Source organism: Volucribacter psittacicida, from assembly GCF_004339025.1.
Classification (GTDB): Bacteria; Pseudomonadota; Gammaproteobacteria; order Enterobacterales; family Pasteurellaceae; genus Volucribacter; species Volucribacter psittacicida.
This window is the reverse complement of sequence record NZ_SMFT01000001.1, coordinates 497,991-520,679: the sequence shown is the minus strand read 5'-3', so window position 1 is coordinate 520,679 and position 22,689 is coordinate 497,991. Positions and strand designations below refer to the sequence as shown.

Sequence of the window (22,689 nt, the reverse complement as noted above, 5' to 3'; positions counted from 1 at the left end):
CACACAGGTAGTAGCCTGTGTGCAAAAAGTTAGCCTTGCCAGCGTTTAAAAATTAATGAAGTATTTACCCCACCAAAAGCAAAGTTATTGTTCATAACATAATCGGTATAAATGGTTCGTCCTTCATATTGAATATAATCCAGTTGCCCGCAACGAGGATCAATATTATCAAGATTCAATGTTGGTGCAAACCAATTATCTCGCATCATTTCAATGGAAAACCAAGATTCTAATGCACCGCAAGCACCAAGGGTATGACCTAAATAACTTTTTTGCGAGCTAATGGCTATTTTGCCAAATAACGCTTCAGTCGCTAAGGTTTCGGCAATATCGCCTTGTTCTGTGGCAGTACCATGACCATTGACATAGCCTATTTGTGAGTGGGTTAAGTCAGCGTCTTTTAGGGCAAGCGCCATACAGGTTTGCATGGTTTCTTTTTGTGGGCGTGTAACATGGGCTCCATCGCTATTTGCTCCATAGCCAACAATTTCTGCAATAATAGGGGCATTCCTTGCTAGAGCGTGTTCTAGCTCTTCTAAGACAAACATACAAGCTCCTTCACCAATCACTAAGCCATCACGATCTCGGTCATAGGGACGTGGTGTTTGGTTTGGGTGATTATTATTGCGACTGGCGGCATATAATGAGTCAAAAACATAAACTTCTGAGGGACAAAACTCTTCACCGCCACCAGCTAACATCATTGGGATAAGACCATATTTAATGGCTTCATAGGCATAACCAATCCCCTGACTGCCTGATGAACAAGCACTTGAGGTAGGAATAATTCTTCCTGTTAAGCCGAAAAAAATACCTAGATTAGCCGCAGTGGTATGTGGCATCATACGGATATAGGTATTGGCATTAAAGTTATTGTCTAAACCGGACATCATTAGGCCTACATCTCTGGTGTCCTGTGTGCTTCCTGTAGATGAACCACAAGCAACCCCCATTCTGCCATCGCATAATTGTGGATCTATATGATTATCAATCCACAAACCAGCCTGTTGTAACGCACGTTCTGCTGCATCAACACAAAGTTGTGAAACCTTTCCCATACTGCGTAATTGTTTGCGTGTCCAATGTGTTGGTGGTTGATAATTGGAGATTGGGGCGGCAAGTTTTGCTTCAAGCTCGGGTAAATTATCCCATTGCATGGCTTTTACTGCATTTTTCTTGGCTTGAAAAGCGGTTTTAATGCTTTGCCAATGATTACCAAAGGCGGTAATACCGCCAATACCTGTAATGACTACACGTTTCATTTTTTATTCCTTAGCATAAACCGCCATTAACGGAGATGATTTGGCGAGTAATGTAGGCGGCATTCTCGTGCATAAGAAAATCCACCGTATGTGCAACCTCTTCTGGGCTACCCATGCGTTGCATTGGGATTGTTTTAAGAATCTCTTCCACAGGGACATTTTCATCAATAATATCGGTATCAATTAATCCTGGCGCAACACAGTTTACCGTAATTTTGCGTTTAGCTAACTCAACCGCCAATGCTTTTGCTGCTCCAATAATCCCTGCTTTGGAGGCACTATAATTGACCTGCCCACGATTACCGATTAAGCCAGATACTGAGGTAATACACACAATTCTACCAGCTTTACGTCGTCTAATCATTGGCATAATAATAGGATGTAAAACATGATAAAAGCCGTCTAAATTGGTACGTAATACACTATCCCAATCATTGTCGCTCAAAGCAGGAAAGGCATTATCCCGAGTTAATCCTGCATTCAGTACTACGCCATAATAGGCACCGTATTGTTCAATATCTTCATTGAGTTTATTGGCAGTATCTTGACGATCACTCACATCAAATTGTAATAATCTTGCTTGTTGCCCTAATGCTTTGATTTGCTCAATAACTGCTTGAGCCTGTTGTGTGCCTTGACGGCAATGAACAACAATATCAAAACCTGAACGGGCTAATTGTAAGGCAATGGCTTTACCAATACCACGATTTGATCCCGTGATAAGCACTGTTTTAGTCATTTTGTGTTTCTCTCTCTGGTTGCGGAGGGCTAAGTACATTAAGTATGCCCTCAATAATCACTTCATCATTGCTTTGATCGATTAATTGGCAGTCAAATACACCAAAACCTGTGCTGTCTTCAATAGACATTTTAATCTGAATTTTGAGTAATGTGCCTATGGCAATGTAATCACGATGTAAGGTTAATTTGCGTGAACCTAACCAAAAACCAAGTCCAATAGGGCGGTTAGCCAAAATTGCTTTACAACCACCCCAAGCAGCAATACCTTGTGCCATAATTTCTGCGCCAGCTAATGCGGTAAGTTGATTATTTTTGAGTAAGATATGATCTGGACGAATTTCAGCTTCGGCAATAAGATGATCCTCACTAAAATCAAGAATACGATCTAATAAAATCATTTCGCCACTATGGGGAATAAGTGGAGCAATATGTGTAATAGGGCAAGTTAAATCTATCATACTGATTCCCCCAAAATTAATACGGCATTATTGCCACCGAAAGCAAAAGAATTACTTAAACCTATGCGAGGGGAATTTGCCCAGTATTGATGATGATCAGTCAAGTTAATCGCAGGTAGTTCAGGATCTCGCTGTTTATCCCATAATTGAGCAGGGATCTGTCCTTGAGGATTGTATTGTTGGCTAATTATTCCCCATAATATTGCAGCTTCAATAGCGCCTGCCGCGGCGAGGGTATGTCCTGTATAAGGCTTGGTTGATGTACAAGGCACTTCAGTCCCTAGTACCTTGGCAACTGCAAGGCTTTCCATTTTGTCATTATGTAATGTGCCTGTGCCATGTAAGTTGACCCAACCAATTTGTTCTGCTGATAATTGTGCATTGGCTAATGCTTGTTGCATAGCAGCTATTGCACCTTCGCCCTCAGGGTGTGGTGAGGACATATGATAGGCATCACTACTTGCCCCATAACCTAATAATTCAATGGCATCATTTTGTAAGGGTTCTTTGGTCATGACAAAGATTGCTGAGCCTTCACCGAGATTAATCCCTGCTCGGTTAATAGAAAAAGGATTAGTTTGTTGAGCTGAGAGAACAGACAATGAGGCAAACCCACTGATTGTCAAGGGCGATAGGCTGTCTACACCACCACAAATAACCGCATCACAGAGATCATTTTTGAGTAATCGTGCTGCGGTCATTAAGGCTTTTGCTCCAGAAGTACAAGCAGTAGAAACACTATAACATAAGCCTGTTAAACCATATTGAGCGGCAACAAAATCCGCAGGGGCAGAAAAATATTGCTGTTGTTGTTTAAAGCTAGGTGTTGACCAATCATTAGACATTGCCCCTGCTTTGAATACGTCAATATTTTCATCCACCCCAGTGGTTGATGAACCAATAACTACCGCTACTCTGGCTTGACCAAATTGGTTTATGACATCGTCAATTTGATCTTCAATTTGTGCTAGGCAATGCCATAATAATTGATTGTTACGGCTACGATGGAGGGGGGATAATTGGTTGTCAAAAGCACGCAGTGGCGAGTTTACTTCGCCAAACATACCTGATTTTCCGTTTAGTTGATAACGGCGAAAAGGGGTATTCGATAAAGTAATAGGCGAGGAACGGTGGCTAAGTAACCATTGAATATGCTGTGCAATGCCTTCGCCTAAACTACTTAATATGGCAGGTTTGTTTAAAAATACTTTCACTGTTTCCTCTACTTTAATCTTTCTATATGCCAAATACTTTGATCTGCTAAGAAAAGCTGGTATTTAGGCGGTTGAGCTTCAATTTTCCACATTGCTTTTTGTTCAATTTGAAATTGTTGATATGTTCCTTGAAATTGCATATCAGGTAAAATAAAAGGCGGATTATGTGGATTTAAAGCAGTTGCCAATGCAGAAAATAACCATTTAGCTTGCGTATTGGGTGGAGCAAAGCCATCATTTTGCCAACCTGCTGTAGTTAGGCGTAAACGGGCTAAAGGTGTGCCTAATGGATCGCTCATAATCCAACGCCATTGCTCAGGCTCAATTTGCAACGTTAATAAGCTAGTTTGTGTAATTTGATTATATTGATCAAGTTGTTCTACTTTGAATAAGTACATTTGTTGCGGTTGTGAGGGTAAATTTGCCACAGGAGGTAAACCCTGACAACCCATTAAGATCAAGCTGAGAAGAAATAAAAAGTAGTTTATTGTACGCATAACTCCCCTTAATTATGATGTAAAGTATCGATAAAACTTTTGCAAAATCCACCGCACTTTATTTTTTCTGCCACAAAATAAATGTCAATATTATTCCAAAAATAATGCCAAGGCTTACGGTTAAACCAAAGCTAGCCACCACTGGGGTAGAGCTTGTTGCTAATAAGGCAAAAGAGATAAAGGTTGTTGTCGCTGCCAATGTTACTGCAATTTTTTTATTGAATAAAGGTTCTTTTGCGGTTTGTAGATAGACCGTATAATCAAGGGTAATGGCAGAAACGAGTAATAATCCAAACATTGCAAATAAACTTACTGGTAAATGTAGCCAACCAAGGGTGGCGAGAGTGCCTATTATAGCGAAGATTGGCACGCTTAGCATTTTTATTGTTTGTTTAATGCCAAACAAGTAACCCAGTAATAGACTGGCTAATGCGAGGGAAATAATTTTTAACCAAGCCGCTTGATTGCGTGTGATTTGAAAGATTTCACTAATATGGTTTGCTTTATCTTGCCAAAAAATATCTTGTTGATTTGCCAAATAAGCAAGATCTTGACCATTCTCTATTTTAATTATTGCTGCAACTTGATGAGGAGCAATTTCCCCTAAATATAAATGTTGCCAAGCCTGCCCGAAATTAGTGGCTAAAGCAGAGGATAAGGAAATGGTTGGCTGTTGTGCAAGCTGTTGAATAGATTGACTTATGGCATCAAGGGGAATATTTAAGACAGAGAGAATTTGATAGTCTTTAGGGGTAAGTTGTTGTAATTGCTGGATAACCGCTTTTTGTTGTGATTCGGAAATAAACCATTGACTTAAGGATTGAAAATGTTTGAGCTTTCCTTGTTGTTGAAGTTGGGTTAATTGTTCAGTTAAAAGAGCATCTTTAGTTAATAATTGCTGATCATTTTCTGCAATTAATAGCAAATATTGTTGGCTCAAATTGATTTCTGTTAATTTTCTTATTTGTTGGGCTTGTGCAAGTAATTGAGGAGATAAATTGACCCATTGGCGAATATTATCTTGCCATTGTGTTTGGTTTAGTCCGCCTACTATAAATACTAGCATTACCAAAATTTTAACTGGATAAAAACGGCAAGAAAAAAACAATGATAAAAACCACCGCACTTGTTTGGTTGGGAAAAATAATAAAGGTTGAGCGGGGGCAGAATAATGGCGAAAATGGTCAGGAAGTAACCAGAGGGTAGTAAAAATAGCAATGACTAATGCGACCGAAGAAAAGAGAGCGGTTTGTTGTAAAATAGGCAAATGGGTAAATCCTAATGTGATATAACCTAATAAGGTAACTAATAAACTTAGCATAAAAGTAAAACGCAAGTTTTTCATCGTATGTTCGGCTTGCCAGTGGCGATTACCCAGTGCGGAGGCGAGCCAGTGAACAGGGTAATCAAGTAATAATCCAATTAAACTTGTACCAATGACGAGGGTAAGTAAGTGAATTTGCCCGAAGAGCATAATGGTGCAGACGGTACCGATTAATAACCCTGCGAAAATAGGTAAAAATAACCAAAGCACTCGCCAATGACGAAAAACGCCTAGCAATAAGAATAGGGTTAAACTTATACCTAATAAACTAAGCCACTGACTTTCCTGTTCGGCTTGCAGTTTAGCTTGAGCGGAAAATAGCATTGCTCCCGTAGCGAGCAGTTGTGCCTGTTGCTGTTGTGCTAGATGTTCAGAAGATTCAAGCAAAGATAATAACTCAATAGGCGGATTGATACTGTTGCTGTTTGTCAGCTCTGCTCTTAGTAAACCCCATAGCTTATTTTCTTGCATTACATACAATAAGCCCGAAGTTGGATTCCATTGGACAGGAGATTGCCCTTGCGATTGTTGCAAGACAAACTGGCTAAAACCCAACCAATCCTGACTTAATGGGAGTAATGAATAACCCGCAAAGGGGTTAGCGAGCCGTTGAGCATATTCATTAAAATATTGAGCAGGATCGTTTTGTAACTGTTGACGTATTTGTACAGGTAAAGTTGCAATAGCTAACTCTTTTGCTTGTTGCTGTAATTGCTCAATATTAGGTTGATAAATACCATTGACCTGACTGAATAAACCCGATTGTTGCCATTGTTGGCTAATTTGTTCTATTAAATGTAATACTTGTTGTTCATCATTAATACCACCAATCAATGCAATGACTTGACGATTTAACTTCGCTTCTTGTTGTTTATCCGCAAGTTGTTGTATTCTTGACCAAGTTTTATCCTGAGGTAAAACAGCTTGCAGATCAGTTTGTAACCAATTTCCTTGAAAAATAAATAAAGCCAATAAGCCTAAATTAATCAGTAAAAAAATAGAATATAAACAGCGAAGTGCGGTATGTTTTGACATTATTTTATTTTCTAATTCTGTTGTTTTAACAAAGTAATAATATCTTTAAGTGTTTGTAGTTCTTGTTCTTTTTGTTTTAGTAATTCTTCTTTATGTTGTAGCATAAGTTTTAATTTCTCACATTCATTTGCAATGTCTTCACTATTACCATAATAATTGGCGCTATTATAATTACTGTTTTCATTTAATTGGAAAATAATACTTTTTTCATTCGTATTCATTAATTCAATAATATCCATATTAAAGATATGCGCAATTTTTTCTAACCTATCTAATTGTAATAGGGTTTCGCCACGCTCAATTTTGGCATAGCCACTTACAGACATTCCCATTTTATTAGCCATATCTTCTTGGGTTAAGTGGTGCACTTTACGCAATGTTTTGATTTTTTCATTAATATTCATGATAGTCTCACTTCTAGCGTTTTTTTCAGGTAAAATTCGGTTGGTTTTTGCGCTCTTAGTTACTGGATAAAAGCAATTTTCATAGATTATAATTCTTTGCGGTTATTTACATAACTTCGTGCGTTTTATTATACATTATAAGGGAAAATCTATGAAAAATCTTTTTAAAATCTCGTTGCTTTCTACTGTGTTACTGACTACGGGGTGTGCGACAATTGTCAGTAAACATCAATACCCTGTATCCATTAATTCTAATCCTGAAGGTATTGCGTATAGTATTACAAACCGAGCCGGGGAACAGATTGCTGAAGGCGTTACACCTGATAGTATAGAATTAGAAGCTGGGGCAGGGTATTTTAAAGCAGAACAATATACTATTGAGTTTAAGAAAAATGCAAAAGAAATACAAACTATTACATTAAATGCATCATTAGATGGATGGTATTTTGGTAATATTATTTTTGGTGGATTACTTGGACTATTAGTTATTGATCCTTTAACTGGTGCAATGTATAAATTGCCAACAGAAGCCTATGCTGATTTTAATCAACAAGCCTTAAATATTCTTTCTATTAATGATCTTAGTGATGATCAAAAGCTAAAATTAATTAGGTTAAACTAAGTATTCTAAATCTTAGCTTTTTAGTTTAGAGCTAAATGGCTAAGATTTCCTCTCTGTTGTAGAAAAATGGATTTATACAATGGCTATAAATATATTGTTTTTGTCATATTTCCCATTTTTTATGAACATTAGAATACATAATATAGAGAATTTAATAAAATCGAGTTTAGTATAAAAATAGCTATAATTCATGGGGGTTGAATTATAGCTAGTGTGGTAATGCTATCTGTTAATAGCGAAATCATTATATATTTTATTATATAATTAAGCAAGTGTTAGTATTGTGGTTTTTTGATTAGGGATAATATAAAAAGCAACGCGGCACTAATAACCACTGAGGGGCCTGCGGCGGTATCATACCATGCGGAGAGAAGTAGCCCCATAGAAACAGATAACATACTGATAAGAATGGCAATACTTGCCATTTTTTCTGGTGTATTTGCAAAACGCCGTGCTGTGGCAGCTGGAATAATAAGTAAAGAGGTAATAATTAACGCCCCAACAAATTTCATACTCAATGCGATGGTGAGGGCGGTAAGTAACATAAGGATAATTTGCATTTTTTTGATGTTGATACCTTCAACTTGTGCTAATTCAGGGCTGACGGTAACGGCAATAAGGGTATTCCAATAATAAAGTAAAATGGCAAACACCAATAATACCCCTAAGCCAATATACAGGAGATCTTGGGAGTTAATCGCCAGTAAATCGCCAAATAAGTACGCCATAAGATCAATACGCACATTTTGTAATAATCCCACAGTTACTACGCCTAGCGATAGACAACTATGAGCAATAATCCCCAGTATGGTGTCAACGGAGTATTGGTTATGGTTTTCTAACCATACCATAATGATCGCTAAAAGGAGTACCAGTATAAGAATGGCAATATAGGGATTGATTTGTAGAAAGATCCCAAGCGCCACGCCTAGTAATGCGGAATGGGCGAGGGTATCGCCAAAATAAGCCATTTTTCGCCATACCACAAATGCACCTAAGGGGGCTGTAATACAGGAAAGTGCAATTCCTGTGAGCCAAGCAGGAAAAAGAATATCAAACATATCAATTAACCTTTTTAGTTTGAGTTGTTATTTGATGAGTGCATTGTTGTGTATGCGAATGAGGCGTACAGCATACATTGCCATGTAAATCATGTTTATGATTATGATGATGAGTATAAACGGCAATATTTTTAGAAAATTGATCGCCGAAGATATGAATAAATTTGGGATCGTTGGAAATGGTTTCTGGGGTACCTGCACAGCAAATATGCTGGTTAATACATAATACTTCATTGGTATCCGCCATCACTAAATGTAAATCATGAGATACCATTAAAATCGCACAATCAAGGTGTTTTTGTGTTTGATGAATGAGTTGATAAAGTTCAATTTGCCCACTAATGTCTACCCCTTGTGTGGGTTCATCAAGTACTAATAGATTGGGCTTGTTTAGAATAGCGCGTGCCAACAATACCCGTTGCATTTCGCCACCTGATAAGCGTTGCATACTACTATTTGCTAGGTGGCTGATGGACAGTTGTGTGAGACTTTCTTGTATTTCTTTTTTTGTGCGTTTTTTATTCAGTGTTAAAAAACGCATAACTGTCATAGGGAGGGTAGGATCTATATGGATTTTTTGGGGAACATAGCCTATACGTAATTTTTTATGATGAATTACCTCTCCTGAAGTAGGCTTAATCAGTTTTAGCAAGACTTTTAATAATGTGGATTTTCCACCGCCATTAGGCCCAACAATGGTGGTAATGCTATTGGGATAGATACATAGATTAATATTTTGTAGTGCCGTTTTTTGCTGAAAGACAACATGAATATTTTTTAACTCCACTAAGGGAATTTTTATAGAATTTATATGCATTTTTCATCGCCTTTGACTAAAAGTGCGGTTAAAATAACTTATTTTTTTTCGATTAACAAGTTTATCTCTAAGAGTGATGATTATTTATTCATTTGTCTTTATAATTGTGAATTTTTATCAATTTTATTTGTCACATAAAGCAGCCCCTGAATAGGTAAGATAACGCAAAAGAGAAAACAGAAGATAAAATAAGGTGTTATTATTGTGCGACATGTTAAGTTAGCTCGAGATAGACGAAAAAGAAAAAAACAAATTAAATTTATTATTGTTTGTTTAGCATTATTGTCCATTATTTCAGGTATTTTATTAGGGGGAAATCAGCAGGATTTAACCGATGAAAATAATGAGATTAGCCTACAAAATAACGAGAAATCTTTTGCGGCAGAACCAGAAATTAATAATACAGCTTCAGAAAGTGCAACCTCTTATGATGATGAATTATTAGATGAAGATGATGAAGTGGATGCATTACCAGAAGATGCGTTAAGTGCCATTAATGATGTGTTTGATGTGGCGGATCAGGCATGGCGAATTAAGAATCAATTTAGTCATGTTGTGGTGAGTGGCGATACCTTGCAAGATATTTTAGCGTTATCAGGTTTAGATGAGGTAGCCAGTAGTAAACTCACCAGCCAATATCCTGAATTAAATAATTTAAAACCCGGACAGCAATTTTACTGGATCTTAAATAACCAAAATGAATTGGAATACATGAATTGGTTAGTTTCAGCCAATGAAGAACGGATTTATGAATTAGTTGATAATCAATATCAGCGTGAAATACTGGAAAAACAAAGTGTTTGGAAAAAAGACGTATTGAAGGGTGAAATTACCAATACGTTTGATCAAAGTTTACGAGCATTAGGATTAAATGGGCGCCAAATTAATCAATTATCAAATGCCTTACAATGGCAAGTTAATATGCGTCGTTTACGTAATGGCGATAAATTTGCGGTCTTAATTTCCCGAGAATATATTGAAGATAAATTGACAGGTCAAGGTAATGTAGAAGCTATTCATATTATTACCCAAGGTAAAAGTTATTATGCTATCCAAGCAGAAGATGGCCGCTATTATAATCGTAAGGGAGAAACGTTAGATAAAGGATTTGCACGCTATCCAATGCAACGACAAGCAAGAATATCTTCTCACTTTAACCCAAATCGCCGCCACCCTGTAACAGGGCGAATTGCACCACATAAAGGGGTAGATTTTGCTATGCCAATAGGCACGCCGATTATTGCACCTGCTGATGGTGTTGTTGAAAAAGTGGCGTACCAAGCTAATGGTGCGGGGCGTTATATTATTATTCGCCATTCAAGAGAATATAAAACAGTTTATATGCACCTTAGCCGCCCATTAGTGAAAGCAGGACAAACAGTGAAAAAGGGAGAGCGTATAGCATTATCTGGTAATACAGGTCGTTCAACAGGCCCTCATTTACATTATGAATTCCATATTAATGGTCGAGCAGTAAATCCGATGACGGTTAAATTGCCAGGAACAAGTAGTGGTTTGGCAACACAAGAACGGCGTAAATTCTTAGTTGTTGCGAAAAGTGTGGAAGATAAGTTGAAATTATAAGAAACAGAAAAAATGGTAGGAAATTTCCTACCATTTTAAATTGAAACGACTATATATAGATAGTTAGAGTGGTAATTGCTAAAGAAAGGAAAAATAATGCAATTTATTGAAACTAATGAAAATGACATCACATATATTTATACAGAATTTAACATTGAAAATGTTACTTATTTAGTGATTTTTTCAAAAGATGATGAAACATTGTCTTATTTTAATGATGATGTAGATATAGCGGAACACCTAATTAATCAGCAAACTTATTCTATAAAATTCTTAGTTAAAGATTACCTTGATGATGACAATAATAATGATTTATATTCTTCTCCTTTGGAACATAAGTTTGGTAAAAAACAAATTTCAGAATTAAAAAATAAACTTGAACAGGCGGTATATCAACATTACTTACTCTTTAAACCCGATTGTTATGTTTTTGTAGGGGAACGAGCATCATTAGTGAGAATGTACAAAAAATTATGTGCCAAACCAAGTAATTTTATGTTAGACTTCAAATCAATTACCGATTTAGGCAGTAACCAAGATTGTTTTATTGTGAAAACACCATCATATAAGGAGATACAGTATGACTAAAAAACTTACTGCTGCCGAAATGAAAAAGCAAGCAGCTCAAAATTTTAAAAAAGCTTATCAACAAGCTAAAAAGAATGGTACGTTAAAACCATTAGTGATGTAGTGATGAACAAACAAAAATAAAAATGGTAGGAAATTTCCTACCATTTTTATTTATAGCTTACAACACCATAGCAGCAATCCAGCCAAAAATTAGCAGTGGAATATTATAGTGAATAAATGTTGGGACAACAGAATCCCAAATATGATCGTGCTTACCGTCCACATTTAAGCCTGATGTAGGACCTAAAGTAGAATCTGAGGCAGGAGATCCAGCATCTCCCAATGCAGCGGCGACACCAACAATCGAGACCGTCGCTAAAGGTGAAAAACCAAAGGAAATACATAAAGGCACATAAATTGAGGTAATAATAGGTACCGTAGAGAAAGATGAGCCTATTCCCATTGTGATTAATAGACCAATGAAAAGCATTAAAAATGCAGCTAATCCTTTACTATGCCCCAGGTTTTGGCTAAAACTTTGGACAAGATCATTCACGCCTCCTGTTGCATTAATCACATTCGCAAATCCCGAAGCTGCTATCATCACAAATCCAATCATAGCCATTAAACGCAAACCTTGCTGGAATAAATCATTGCTTTCTTTTAATTTAAATACCCCACCTAAAGCAAAAATAATTAACCCTGCTAAACCGCCAATAATGGTTGAGCTAGTAAATAATTGCAAGGTAAAGGTCGCCACAATCGCAATAATGCTTACCCAAATGTAATAAGGTTTAATTTGAGCAATATGCGCTTCAATATCGGCAGTGGTAGGCTCAGGGCTAGCTACTTGATAAACACGAGGTTTACGATAGCTAATAAATACCGCAGTTAATAAGCCTAAGATCATACCAATAACAGGAATAAGCATTGCTAATGAAATTTGTGCCACATTGGTTTGTAAACCGAAAGCCTCGCCTGCTTGATTAATATTTTTCATTAAAATGCTTTCAATAAAGATTTTTCCAAATCCTACGGGCAATAACATATAGGTGGCGGTTAATCCGAAAGTCAGTACACAAGCCACTGCTCGGCGGTCTATTTTGAGTTTATTGAAAATACTGAGTAGTGGCGGTACGACTATTGGAATAAAGGCAATATGTACAGGTAAAAGATTTTGTGACGAAATGGAGAAAAGCAATAAAATTGCTAAAATAAAATATTTGAACCAAAATAAGGTGCGACTATTTGGTGTGTTTCCAAGTTTTTTTATCACTTTATAGGCAAGTAAATCCGTAATACCCGATTTAGAAATTGCCACAGCAAATGCTCCTAAAATGGCGTAGTTCATTGCCACTTCCGCACCGCCACCTAATCCCCCTGTAAAGGTTTTAATGGTATCAGATAGTCCTAAGTTACCACATAATCCAGCGACTAATGCAGAAATAATCAACGAAATCACGACATTAATGCGTAGCAAGCTGAGTATGAGTAATACAATAATGGATATCACCACTTCATTGGTGAATAACATAAATTTCTCCTGCTCAAGGTTATTGATAAATGAAAGGTTATCCAATTTACCGAAAATTATTGGATTGTCTAGTTGTTTGTGCAATTTTTATTATTTTATTGTTATCAAGAGTAGATAAAATTTTTCTAAAAGAAACCGCACTTTATCATTTATTGTCACAAAGGAAACCCACCTAAGGCTTTTAAACGATTTACCATATAACAAAAGAGTTCCGTTGTACGCTCTGTGTCATAGAGAGCGGAATGTGCTTGTTTGCCATCAAAGACAATATTGGCAGCTTGACAGGCTTTGACTAATACGGTTTGCCCAAACATAAAACCGCTTAATGTTGCCGTATCAAAGGTGGCAAAAGGGTGGAAAGGATTGCGTTTTACACCTGTTCTTTCTACTGCAGCCATAAGAAAGCTCTGATCAAAGGCGGCATTATGGGCAACAATGATCGAACGTTGACATTCTGCGTCTTTTTGTGCTCGGCGTACCATTTTAAAGAGTTCAGTGATGGCTTGTTGTTCTGGTACTGCGCCACGCAAGGGATTATGAATATCAATACCATTGACTTTTAAGGATTCAGGATTGATATTTGCCCCTTCAAAGGGCTGGATATGGAAATGACATTTTTTATCAGGTTGAAGTAAGCCATTTTCGTCCATTTTGACCGTAATCGCTGCTAATTCTAATAACGCATCGGTTTGGGCATTTAAGCCTGAGGTTTCTACATCAATAATAACAGGTAAATAGCCACGAAAACGGTTTTTGAGAAGTTTGAAATCCGTTGTTTGTTCTTTTGTCATAATTTGGTCATACATTAAGGAATTGCTAATCGATGGTGTTTAGTCGTTTAATCGATTAACAATTCCACGTTATCAATAAAAAGAGATCAATTATCTACCGCACTTTTATGGGATCTTAATTGCCCAAGCCTGCCTTGGCACTTTTATTTTCAATAAATTCGATCTTATAACCATCAGGATCTTCCACAAAGGCAATCACTGTTGATCCCCCTTTGACTGGGCCCGGCTCACGTGTCACCTTGCCGCCTGCTTGGCGAACTGCTTCACAAGTGGCATAAATATCATCACAGCCGATAGCAATATGCCCATAACCAGAACCTAAATCATATTCCGTTACGCCCCAGTTATAAGTTAATTCAAGCACAGAGGCTTTATCTTCATCGTCATAGCCTAAAAAAGCTAACGAATATTTGTATTCAGGGTTTTCACTGGTACGCAATAAACGCATTCCTAACACATCACGATAAAAGTCGATAGAACGTTGTAAATCTCCAACACGAATCATAGTATGTAATAGTCTCATCATAATTTCCTTTTTTCATTAGCGTTAAGTATAGTCGTTCCACTTTAAAATAATATGGCGTTGGCACGCCTCGTTGTACGCTTTGCACTGTTTTCGGAGTGCCGTCTTGTCTTATTTTTAATTGAAACAACTAAATGAAAGGAAATTATGGCATAATCTGCCTTATAAATCATTTATTATTGGATAAATTATGTCAGAACAAAAAACTTTTTTATTTTCAACCGCACTTTATGCCTTACTTCCCCTGCTATTTTTATTGACAATTGATATGGTCGCAATGTTTGAGGGATACAGTTTTTTCCGTGCGATCTCTCACTTTAGCTTTGCCATCTTTATTGCACAATTTGTGTGTCAAATCGTGTATTTACGCGGTGAAATTTGTCCGGGACAACGTGGACGATTGGTACAGCTTAATTTTATTTTCGCCTTGTTTTGGGGAATTTGGTTTTGCCTAAGTTTATTTTCTAATTATCATTATATTCTTATGGATATTATGGCCATTTGTGGCATGATTGCCTGTATTAGCGTCTGGGGACAACCACAACAAGAAAAACTACGGCATAGTTTGCTTTTTATCGGGGTTATTGCACTTGGTCTAGGGGGAATAATTTATTTTTGGTTGTTAAGCTATTTGCCTAGGGTAACTTGGCTACAATTTAGCCCATTTAGCCAACTTGGCATAGGGATTATTTTGGCTTATTTTTTACTCATATTAAGTAAAAATCGTTTGCAAAATTTTATTGCATTATTGCCCCTAATCGCAATTTTTGCTCTTATTGTTAATGCCATATTTGCATTGGTTATGTTATGGCTCTATCAAAATGAATTCGCTGATGTGATGTTATATTATGCTCTTTATTTTATTTTACATTTGGTGTTGTTGGTATTCTGGGCGTACCCTATTTGGTATAAAAAACGATTAAATAATATTGCATTATTGCTTATGTTAGAAATCAGTGTTTGTTTGCCGATATTGGCGATGGTTTAATTGAAAGATTAATGAGTATAATAGATAAAAAAACACCGCACATCAAAGTGCGGTGGTTTTTAGAAAAATTTTTATTTTGCTTTTTCAGCTAATTCTGCTCTTAATTTTTTGGTTACTGAGACCATATTTTCTAGTGCGGCTAGGGTTTCAGGCCATGCACGAGTTTTTAAGCCACAGTCTGGGTTGACCCATAGGCGTTCTGCTGGGATAACGTCAAGGGCTTTACGCAGTAAATGCTCGATTTCGCTTTGTTCTGGTACACGTGGGCTGTGAATATCGTAAACCCCTGGACCAATATCGTTTGGATATTTGAAGTCAGCGAATGCGGTTAATAATTCCATATCTGAACGTGAAGTTTCAATGGTAATTACGTCAGCATCTAAATCGGCGATAGCAGGTAAAATATCGTTAAATTCAGAGTAACACATATGTGTATGGATTTGTGTGGTGTCCGCACAGCCGTAAGAAGATAAACGAAATGCTTCGCCAGCCCATTTCAAATAGCTTGCCCAATCTGCACGTTTAAGCGGTAAGCCTTCACGAATCGCAGGTTCGTCAATTTGAATCACTTTAATGCCTGCTTTTTCAAGGTCTAAGACTTCATCATTTAAAGCTAACGCAATTTGTTTACAGACGGTTTCACGACTGATGTCGTTACGCACAAATGACCATTGGAGAATGGTAACAGGCCCTGTCAACATACCTTTCATTACTTTGTTGGTAAGGCTTTGGGCATAAGTTGACCAAGCGACTGTCATCGGTTCTGGACGAGTTACATTACCGAAAATTACTGGTGGTTTAACGCAACGTGAGCCATAGCTTTGTACCCAACCAAATTTGGTGAAGGCAAAACCGTCAAGTAATTCACCGAAGTATTCCACCATATCGTTACGTTCTGCTTCGCCATGCACTAACACATCTAAATCTAATTCTTCTTGTTTTTTCACCACATAAGCAATTTCTTTTTTCATTGCAGTTTCATAGTCAGCGGCTGAAAGATCGCCTTTTTTGAATTTGGCACGAGCTTGGCGAATTTCTAAGGTTTGTGGGAAAGAACCAATGTTGGTAGTTGGTAATAATGGTAATTTTAACCAATCGTGTTGTACTTTGATACGTTCTGCATAAGGGGATTGACGTTGATCCGCATTCGCAGGCAGGTTGGCTAAACGTGTTGCCACCTCTGGTTTATGGATTACTTTGCTATTGGCACGAGAATCAGCTGCGGCTTGGCTTGCATCTAATTCTGCTTGCACTGCTGAACGCCCTTGATCTAAGGCTGTTTTTAATAAACGAAGCTCGTCTGCTTTTTGTAAGGTAAAGGCTAACCAAGAGTATAAATCTGGATTATTGGCTTGTAACTGGGTTTCAACGCTTAAATCGTATGGCGAATGTAATAATGAACAAGAGCTTGAAATCCATAATCTGTCGCCGAGTTGGGCTTTTAATGGCTCAAGAACGTCTAAAACTTTATTTAAATTTGCACGCCAAATATTACGTCCATCAATCACACCAACAGAAAGCACTTTATCGTAATCTTTAAATTGGGCAAGTTGCTCAGGAGCACGCACTAAATCAATATGTAAGCCGTCAACAGGTAAAGATTTTAATAAATCAGCGTGTTCTGCCACTGAACCAAAGTAAGTCGCGAAAAGCAAGTTAGCCTTAACGGCTTGTTTTAATTGAGCATAGGTATCCGCATAAGCATTTAACCATTCTTGTGGTAAATCTAGGGCTAAGGCAGGTTCATCAATTTGAATCCAAGTTGCTCCTTGGTTAGCTAAGGCGTTAAGGATTTCCACATAAACAGGGATTAATTTATTTAAGAGGCTTAAACGGTCAAAAGTTGAGCCTTTTTCTTTCCCTAACCAGAGGAAAGTTAATGGGCCGACAATCGTAGGCTTGGCTTGATGACCTTGCGCTTGTGCTTCTTTAAGTTGGTTCACATAATGGGTTGGATTAGCTTTAAATTCTGTATCTACTGCAAACTCAGGTACTAAATAATGGTAGTTAGTGTCAAACCATTTCGTCATTTCAATGGCAAATTGGGTTTTGTTACCACGAGCTAATTGGAAATATTGATCAAGGGTTAATTGTTGGCTATCAAAGCCAAAACGAGCAGGGATTGCCCCTGTTGCCACTTGTAAATCAAGGATATGATCATAGAAAGTGAAATCGCCCACGGCGACGAAATCGGCATTGGCTTCTGCCTGATGACGCCAATTTTTTTCACGTAATGCTTTGGCAATATCTAATAAATCTTGTTCTGCCACTTCGCCACGCCAATAACGTTCTTGGGCAAATTTTAATTCACGTTTAGCACCAACACGAGGAAAACCAGAAAAATGTAATGTTGTCATAGGTACACTCCTTATAAAACGTTAATACATTGATTGTTCAGTCTAGCCATTTAGACGGCTATTTGTTTTGTTGGCAACAGAATGACTGATTTAAGCTAATTATGCAATCTCATTATTTTCACGTTTTCTATGAATTTTTTTAATATTCTCATGGTAAAGCCGTACAGTTCCCTTGATGACTAGGGTATAATAGTGCCAAATTTGAATTATTTTCCCAATCATTGACCTTTATGAAACCCATTTTCTTAGAATTAAGACATTTAAAAACCTTGGTCGCGTTAAAAGAAACAGGCAGTGTTTCTTTAGCGGCGAAGCGTGTTTACCTCACCCAATCCGCACTTTCTCACCAAATCAAATTATTAGAAGATCAATATGGTTTAACCCTGTTTGAACGCAAAACCCAGCCTTTGCGTTTTACCGCAGCAGGGGAGCGGTTGATCCAATTAGCTTATGATATTTTGCCGAAAGTGATCGAGGCTGAACGTGATTTAACTCGGGTAAAACAAGGCGAAGCGGGCGAATTACGCATTGCGGTGGAATGTCATACCTGTTTTGATTGGTTAATGCCTGCGATGGATTCTTTTCGTCAGCATTGGCCATTAGTGGAATTAGATATTGTTTCAGGGTTTCATACGGATACCTTAGGATTATTATTAACTTATCGTGCTGATTGGGCAGTGGTTGCGGAGATTGAAGAAACCGCAGGCATTGTGCATAAGCCTTTGTTTTCTTATGAAATGGTGGGAATTTGTTCTAAGGATCATCCTTTGGCACAAAAAGAGATTTGGCAAGCAGAAGATTTTATTGACGAAACCTTAATTACTTATCCTGTGCCTGATGATATGTTGGATCTATTGCGTAAAGTTTTGCACCCTAAAGGGATTAATCCTACAAGGCGAACTAGCGAATTAACCATTGCTATAATCCAATTGGTTGCCAGTAAACGTGGTGTTGCGGCTTTGCCTTATTGGGCGGTAAAACCCTATTTGGAGCGAGGTTATGTGGTCGCCAGAAAAATTACAGAGCAAGGGTTATACAGTAACTTATACGCAGCTTTTCGTGAAATTGATGCCGAGATTGCCTTTATTGAGGATTTTTATCAAACGGTAAAATCGCAAAGTTTTTCAACATTGCCTGATTTATTACCCCTTTCTTAGCCCCGAATATAAGCACCAAGTGCGGTGCTTTTTTGCCAAATTTTTTTAGCTTATTTTAAATTAATGTGATGATATTTTAGTCAGTCTAATTAATTTTTTCTGTAAAATAATTATAAAATAGTGATGTTGTTCACAGAATTGATCATTAATTATTGAATATAAAATTAACTTCATATAAATTTCATAATGTGAGTTTTACTTCATTTTAGTGGGAAAAATGTAAGTATAAATGGCTTACAATGAATGAATATTATATGTTCTTTTGCTCATTGTTGGTTTTATCGTAATCAAGGCGTGATTTTTTCAGTGAGATATTCGTATCGAGCCGTTATTCCTAAAAGAATACGATATAAAGCAGGTTGTCATACTGTTATACGTTAATATTGCTACGATTGGCTATTATTATTCGGTATAGGTTTTTCTTATAGTTATAGTAATTTTGCTTACTTCCCTCTCAAGCTCATTGAGCGATCTTTGGTTTCAAATGAAGTGGCTTACATTGTTAATCTGATGTTTTATTTTAATCATCTAAATTTATGTCATATTTGTGTTTAATATGACAACAATTAAGGTGTTAGCAATGCTTACTAAAACAAAATTATCCGTTGCTGTGGCTACTGTACTTGCGACGACCTCAGGGACGGTTTATGGCGATAATGTCAAAGACAAAGGAACAGCGACCAATGTGGCGTTTAACCAGTCTTTTGTGCCAACAGAATATAGTCTCAAAGGCAAGCCAAACATCATTCTTATTTCTGTTGATGATTTAGGTTATGGTCAGCTTAACTATGACGATGCACAATTCAACAAAGAAGTATTAAAAGATCGTGAAGTGCCTGAACGTTATCAAGTCGCCCTTGACAAAGCCATTGATGCGGCGAAAAAATCCACCCCAACCTTGCGTAGTTTACAAGACAATGGCGTGAAATTATCACAAGGTTTCGTGGCTCACGGTGTGAGTGGCCCATCAAGAGCGGCAATGATGAGTTCACGTTTCCCTGCACGTTATGGTATTTATAGTAATGATGACGCACAGGACGGTGTATCTGCTGATGAAACCTTCTTAGCAGAATTATTCCAAGATTATGGCTATGAAACCTCAGCTATTGGTAAATGGCATTTATGCCGTATTACTAACGTGCCTGTGCCAAAAGAAAAACAAACCCGTGATTATCACGATAACTTTACCACTTATTGTGATGCACCATTCCAACCTCAAGCTCGTGGTTTTGATTACTTCTTTGGTTTCCACGCCTCAGGGGTTTCTTATTATGATTCACCATCATTATTTGAAAATCGTGAAAGAACCCCTGCGGTGGGCTATGTCACGGATCAATTCACTGACAAAGCCATTGAACGCTTAAAAGAAGCTGGCGATAAACCAGCCTTTATTTATCTTGCTTATAACGCACCACATATTCCATTAGAACAACCTGCACCAAAAGAATATCAAATCTTTAACACAGGTAATTCAGAAGTGGATAACTACTACGCTTCTGTCTATGCGGTGGATCAAGGGGTAAAACGTATCCTAGAAGAATTGAAAAAACAAGGTAAAGATCAAAATACCTTAATTTTCTTCACTTCAGACAACGGAGCGGTAGTGGATTCGCCAATGCCGATGAACGGTGTGTTAAAAGGTTATAAAGGCGAAACGCAACAAGGCGGTGTACGCACCCCAATGTTTGCAAGCTGGCCAGCTCAATTCAAACCACAAGACTATAACAAAATGGTTTCTGCCACAGACTTTATGGTAACCGCACTTGCTGCGGCTGAAATTCCTGTGCCAGAAGAATTGAGCAAAAAACTTGATGGGGTAAACCTTATTCCATTTATTAAAGGCGAAGATAAAGGCGAACCACACCCATATCTTTATTGGGCACAACCTCGTGCATTCCACTGGGATCCAGTGAATATCCCATTCTGGCACAATTACTTCAAATATATCACCAGTAAATCCGATGATTATCCAGATAACCCATATATGGAAAAATTATCTAAATTTACTTGGACAGTGCGTGATAAAGACTGGACATTACATTACTGGATTGGCGATCAAAAAATTGAATTATTCAAAAACAGCGATGTTGGCGAATTAAAAGAAGTGTCTAAAGACAATCCAGAAGTGGTAAAACGTCTTAAAGCGAAAATGAATGAATATTTACGCACCGCACAAAAACCAAATACGGATAATAACGTGCCTAAATATGAAGCATTATTAAAAGCAACAGAATAATCGTTGCCAAATAAAAGAGAGGCAAGGTTGCCTCTCTTAATTTATAGTCGCACACTTTAAAATAATACAGCGTTGGCACGCCTCGCCGTACTACTTGTACTGTCTTCAGCGTGCCGCCTTGTCTTATTTTAAATTGAAACGACTATATTGTTTATGGCTTTGAGTAAAGGAAGAAAACTATGCTAAGTTTTATGCTAAAACCCACCAGTTTTAAATGTAATATAAAATGCGATTACTGTTTCTATTTAGAAAAAGAATCCTTTATGGCACCCGATCATCAGAAAGTGGGCAATATGTCCCTTGAAACGGCTCGCCATTTTATTGAACAGCATATCTCACAAACTCAAAGTCAAGATGTATTCTTTACTTGGCAAGGGGGCGAGCCGCTTATGGCTGGTTTGGATTTTTATCAACAAGTGATTGAGATCCAAAAATATTTTGCCGAAAAGTACCAAAAAAAGATCCATAACGCCATTCAAACCAACGGCATTTTAATTAATGAAAAATGGGCTGAATTTTTTCATCAACATCATATCTTAATCGGCATTTCCATTGACGGCGATGAAGAATTACATAATACCTTTCGGGTCAATAACCGAGGTAATGGCACGTTTGAACAAGTTAAGCGTGGTATCGAATTATTACGCCGTTATGAAGTGGAATTTAACACCCTTACCGTTGTAAATAACATTAATGCCCAATATCCATTACGGGTATATAGTTTCCTAAAATCCCTTGGCAGTAAATTTATGCAATTTATTCCTGTGGTAGAAACCCTAGAAGTGGACGACAAATTTAAGCCAAAATGGTTAAGTCAACCTGCTATTTTGCCAGTAACAAGCTCTTTTTCTGTGACGGCTAACCAATATGCTAACTTTATGATCAAAATTTTTGATGAATGGTTAAGCAAAGATGTGGGCGAGATTTCTGTACAACTTTTTGAATCCATTTTTGCTCGCTTTTGCGGTTTTGAAGCCTCAATGTGTATTTACCGAGAACGTTGTGGCGGCGAGAACTTAGCTCTTGAAGCCAATGGCGATGTGTATTCTTGCGATCATTTTGTTTATCCTGATTATAAAATTGGCAATATCAAGCAACTTTCCGAGTCAGAAATTGCCCTGAAAGTAATGAATTTATCTGAACAAAAACAAAATCTTAATACCGAATGTCGCCAATGCCAGTGGAAAGAACTTTGCTACGGTGGTTGTCCAAAACATCGCTTTATCACTAACCGCTATGGCGAACAGCACAATTATTTTTGTGCCGCTTACCAACAAATCTTTGCTCATCTCACCCCTGCAATGAATTTTATGGTTACTTTAAAAGAACATAATGTGCCAGTAGAATTAGTGAAACAATATAAGCAACAAATTTATGCTTAATTGCCCTTTCAATAGAAAAAGGGCGGTTTGTTTTGAAATAATTTTCTTGTTATCTCTACTCTTTGGTTAATGATTTTGTCCCTTTGTAAAAAAGCGAAATGCGTTAGTCAGAAAGTAAATGTAAAAAATAAT

General features: G+C 37.4%; 20 protein-coding genes. 7 read left to right on the top strand and 13 right to left on the bottom strand.

Translation table 11 applies throughout. From position 1 onward, the window contains the following. Window positions 1-29: 29 nt before the first annotated feature. The 7 genes from EV694_RS02390 to EV694_RS02360 are packed head-to-tail and all read right to left on the bottom strand — an operon-like array spanning window position 30 to window position 6,935. Window positions 30-1,262 (bottom strand): beta-ketoacyl-ACP synthase, encoded by a 1,233-nt coding sequence (locus EV694_RS02390; RefSeq protein ID WP_132688744.1) that lies wholly within the window; start codon window positions 1,260-1,262, stop codon window positions 30-32. A 10-nt stretch (window positions 1,263-1,272) separates the two neighbouring features. Beyond that, complete coding sequence (gene fabG / locus EV694_RS02385) at window positions 1,273-2,001, bottom strand: 3-oxoacyl-ACP reductase FabG (protein WP_132688742.1); 729 nt, start codon at window positions 1,999-2,001, stop codon at window positions 1,273-1,275. After that, window positions 1,994-2,461 (bottom strand): hotdog family protein, encoded by a 468-nt coding sequence (locus EV694_RS02380; RefSeq protein ID WP_132688740.1) that lies wholly within the window; start codon window positions 2,459-2,461, stop codon window positions 1,994-1,996. Before EV694_RS02380 ends, fabG begins: the two co-directional genes overlap by 8 nt. Next, entirely contained in the window at window positions 2,458-3,675 is a 1,218-nt protein-coding gene (locus tag EV694_RS02375) for a beta-ketoacyl-ACP synthase (RefSeq protein WP_132688737.1), read from the bottom strand. The genes EV694_RS02380 and EV694_RS02375 overlap by 4 nt, the downstream gene beginning before the upstream one ends. 8 nt (window positions 3,676-3,683) lie before the next feature. Beyond that, window positions 3,684-4,172, bottom strand: coding sequence for a hypothetical protein (locus tag EV694_RS02370; protein WP_243645951.1), 489 nt, complete (start codon window positions 4,170-4,172; stop codon window positions 3,684-3,686). A gap of 58 nt (window positions 4,173-4,230) precedes the next feature. Continuing rightward, a complete protein-coding gene (locus EV694_RS02365; RefSeq protein WP_132688734.1) occupies window positions 4,231-6,531 on the bottom strand; it encodes an MMPL family transporter in 2,301 nt (766 codons plus the stop codon). Between the two features lie 11 nt (window positions 6,532-6,542). Beyond that, complete coding sequence (locus EV694_RS02360) at window positions 6,543-6,935, bottom strand: helix-turn-helix domain-containing protein (RefSeq protein WP_132688732.1); 393 nt, start codon at window positions 6,933-6,935, stop codon at window positions 6,543-6,545. A 151-nt stretch (window positions 6,936-7,086) separates the two neighbouring features. Here EV694_RS02360 and EV694_RS02355 point away from each other — a divergent pair, with 151 nt between their 5' ends. After that, window positions 7,087-7,557 carry a hypothetical protein gene (locus tag EV694_RS02355; RefSeq protein WP_132688729.1) on the top strand — a complete coding sequence of 157 codons (471 nt, stop codon included), beginning with the start codon at window positions 7,087-7,089 and terminating at the stop codon, window positions 7,555-7,557. Window positions 7,558-7,832: 275 nt separating this feature from the next. On the opposite strand, the gene znuB is transcribed toward EV694_RS02355, so the two are convergent. After that, window positions 7,833-8,618 carry a zinc ABC transporter permease subunit ZnuB gene (znuB, locus tag EV694_RS02350; RefSeq protein WP_132688727.1) on the bottom strand — a complete coding sequence of 262 codons (786 nt, stop codon included), beginning with the start codon at window positions 8,616-8,618 and terminating at the stop codon, window positions 7,833-7,835. A 1-nt stretch (window position 8,619) separates the two neighbouring features. Next, window positions 8,620-9,435, bottom strand: coding sequence for a zinc ABC transporter ATP-binding protein ZnuC (znuC, locus tag EV694_RS02345; RefSeq protein WP_132688725.1), 816 nt, complete (start codon window positions 9,433-9,435; stop codon window positions 8,620-8,622). A 204-nt stretch (window positions 9,436-9,639) separates the two neighbouring features. Between znuC and mepM the strand changes: the two genes are divergently transcribed. Continuing rightward, window positions 9,640-11,019: a murein DD-endopeptidase MepM gene (gene mepM / locus EV694_RS02340; protein ID WP_132688722.1), complete on the top strand. Its 1,380-nt coding sequence runs from the start codon at window positions 9,640-9,642 to the stop codon at window positions 11,017-11,019. Window positions 11,020-11,115: 96 nt separating this feature from the next. Further along, window positions 11,116-11,607 carry a helicase gene (locus EV694_RS02335; protein WP_132688720.1) on the top strand — a complete coding sequence of 164 codons (492 nt, stop codon included), beginning with the start codon at window positions 11,116-11,118 and terminating at the stop codon, window positions 11,605-11,607. 160 nt (window positions 11,608-11,767) lie between these two features. Here EV694_RS02335 and EV694_RS02330 read toward each other — a convergent pair whose 3' ends face one another. From EV694_RS02330 to gloA, 3 genes are all read right to left on the bottom strand, one after another. Next, window positions 11,768-13,123, bottom strand: coding sequence for a Na+/H+ antiporter family protein (locus EV694_RS02330; protein ID WP_132688718.1), 1,356 nt, complete (start codon window positions 13,121-13,123; stop codon window positions 11,768-11,770). Window positions 13,124-13,278: 155 nt separating this feature from the next. Continuing rightward, window positions 13,279-13,914: a ribonuclease T gene (gene rnt, locus EV694_RS02325; protein WP_132688715.1), complete on the bottom strand. Its 636-nt coding sequence runs from the start codon at window positions 13,912-13,914 to the stop codon at window positions 13,279-13,281. A gap of 115 nt (window positions 13,915-14,029) precedes the next feature. After that, window positions 14,030-14,437, bottom strand: a complete 408-nt coding sequence (gene gloA / locus EV694_RS02320; RefSeq protein ID WP_132689195.1) for a lactoylglutathione lyase — start codon at window positions 14,435-14,437, stop codon at window positions 14,030-14,032. Between the two features lie 190 nt (window positions 14,438-14,627). Here gloA and EV694_RS02315 point away from each other — a divergent pair, with 190 nt between their 5' ends. After that, window positions 14,628-15,425, top strand: coding sequence for a hypothetical protein (locus EV694_RS02315; RefSeq protein ID WP_132688712.1), 798 nt, complete (start codon window positions 14,628-14,630; stop codon window positions 15,423-15,425). 71 nt (window positions 15,426-15,496) lie between these two features. On the opposite strand, the gene metE is transcribed toward EV694_RS02315, so the two are convergent. Then, window positions 15,497-17,782: a 5-methyltetrahydropteroyltriglutamate--homocysteine S-methyltransferase gene (metE, locus tag EV694_RS02310; protein ID WP_132688710.1), complete on the bottom strand. Its 2,286-nt coding sequence runs from the start codon at window positions 17,780-17,782 to the stop codon at window positions 15,497-15,499. 230 nt (window positions 17,783-18,012) lie between these two features. Here metE and EV694_RS02305 point away from each other — a divergent pair, with 230 nt between their 5' ends. The 3 genes from EV694_RS02305 (at window position 18,013) to EV694_RS02295 (ending at window position 22,557) form a co-directional block, all read left to right on the top strand. Continuing rightward, window positions 18,013-18,939 (top strand): LysR family transcriptional regulator, encoded by a 927-nt coding sequence (locus EV694_RS02305; protein WP_132688707.1) that lies wholly within the window; start codon window positions 18,013-18,015, stop codon window positions 18,937-18,939. Window positions 18,940-19,495: 556 nt separating this feature from the next. After that, window positions 19,496-21,175 (top strand): sulfatase-like hydrolase/transferase, encoded by a 1,680-nt coding sequence (locus tag EV694_RS02300; RefSeq protein ID WP_207859773.1) that lies wholly within the window; start codon window positions 19,496-19,498, stop codon window positions 21,173-21,175. 179 nt (window positions 21,176-21,354) lie between these two features. Then, window positions 21,355-22,557 carry an anaerobic sulfatase maturase gene (locus EV694_RS02295; RefSeq protein WP_207859772.1) on the top strand — a complete coding sequence of 401 codons (1,203 nt, stop codon included), beginning with the start codon at window positions 21,355-21,357 and terminating at the stop codon, window positions 22,555-22,557. Window positions 22,558-22,689 lie beyond the last annotated feature (132 nt).

What these genes read in the sequence shown, in the direction of transcription:
- EV694_RS02295 (WP_207859772.1), top strand. Translation starts at nt 21,355, where the DNA reads ATGCTAAGTTTTATGCTAAAACCCACCAGTTTTAAATGTAATATAAAA.
- gloA (WP_132689195.1), bottom strand. Translation starts at nt 14,437, where the DNA reads ATGAGACTATTACATACTATGATTCGTGTTGGAGATTTACAACGTTCT.
- znuB (WP_132688727.1), bottom strand. Translation starts at nt 8,618, where the DNA reads ATGTTTGATATTCTTTTTCCTGCTTGGCTCACAGGAATTGCACTTTCC.
- EV694_RS02330 (WP_132688718.1), bottom strand. Translation starts at nt 13,123, where the DNA reads ATGTTATTCACCAATGAAGTGGTGATATCCATTATTGTATTACTCATA.
- fabG (WP_132688742.1), bottom strand. Translation starts at nt 2,001, where the DNA reads ATGACTAAAACAGTGCTTATCACGGGATCAAATCGTGGTATTGGTAAA.
- rnt (WP_132688715.1), bottom strand. Translation starts at nt 13,914, where the DNA reads ATGACAAAAGAACAAACAACGGATTTCAAACTTCTCAAAAACCGTTTT.
- EV694_RS02360 (WP_132688732.1), bottom strand. Translation starts at nt 6,935, where the DNA reads ATGAATATTAATGAAAAAATCAAAACATTGCGTAAAGTGCACCACTTA.
- EV694_RS02315 (WP_132688712.1), top strand. Translation starts at nt 14,628, where the DNA reads ATGTCAGAACAAAAAACTTTTTTATTTTCAACCGCACTTTATGCCTTA.
- EV694_RS02380 (WP_132688740.1), bottom strand. Translation starts at nt 2,461, where the DNA reads ATGATAGATTTAACTTGCCCTATTACACATATTGCTCCACTTATTCCC.
- metE (WP_132688710.1), bottom strand. Translation starts at nt 17,782, where the DNA reads ATGACAACATTACATTTTTCTGGTTTTCCTCGTGTTGGTGCTAAACGT.
- EV694_RS02355 (WP_132688729.1), top strand. Translation starts at nt 7,087, where the DNA reads ATGAAAAATCTTTTTAAAATCTCGTTGCTTTCTACTGTGTTACTGACT.
- EV694_RS02335 (WP_132688720.1), top strand. Translation starts at nt 11,116, where the DNA reads ATGCAATTTATTGAAACTAATGAAAATGACATCACATATATTTATACA.
- EV694_RS02370 (WP_243645951.1), bottom strand. Translation starts at nt 4,172, where the DNA reads ATGCGTACAATAAACTACTTTTTATTTCTTCTCAGCTTGATCTTAATG.
- EV694_RS02390 (WP_132688744.1), bottom strand. Translation starts at nt 1,262, where the DNA reads ATGAAACGTGTAGTCATTACAGGTATTGGCGGTATTACCGCCTTTGGT.
- EV694_RS02365 (WP_132688734.1), bottom strand. Translation starts at nt 6,531, where the DNA reads ATGTCAAAACATACCGCACTTCGCTGTTTATATTCTATTTTTTTACTG.
- znuC (WP_132688725.1), bottom strand. Translation starts at nt 9,435, where the DNA reads ATGCATATAAATTCTATAAAAATTCCCTTAGTGGAGTTAAAAAATATT.
- EV694_RS02300 (WP_207859773.1), top strand. Translation starts at nt 19,496, where the DNA reads ATGACAACAATTAAGGTGTTAGCAATGCTTACTAAAACAAAATTATCC.
- EV694_RS02305 (WP_132688707.1), top strand. Translation starts at nt 18,013, where the DNA reads ATGAAACCCATTTTCTTAGAATTAAGACATTTAAAAACCTTGGTCGCG.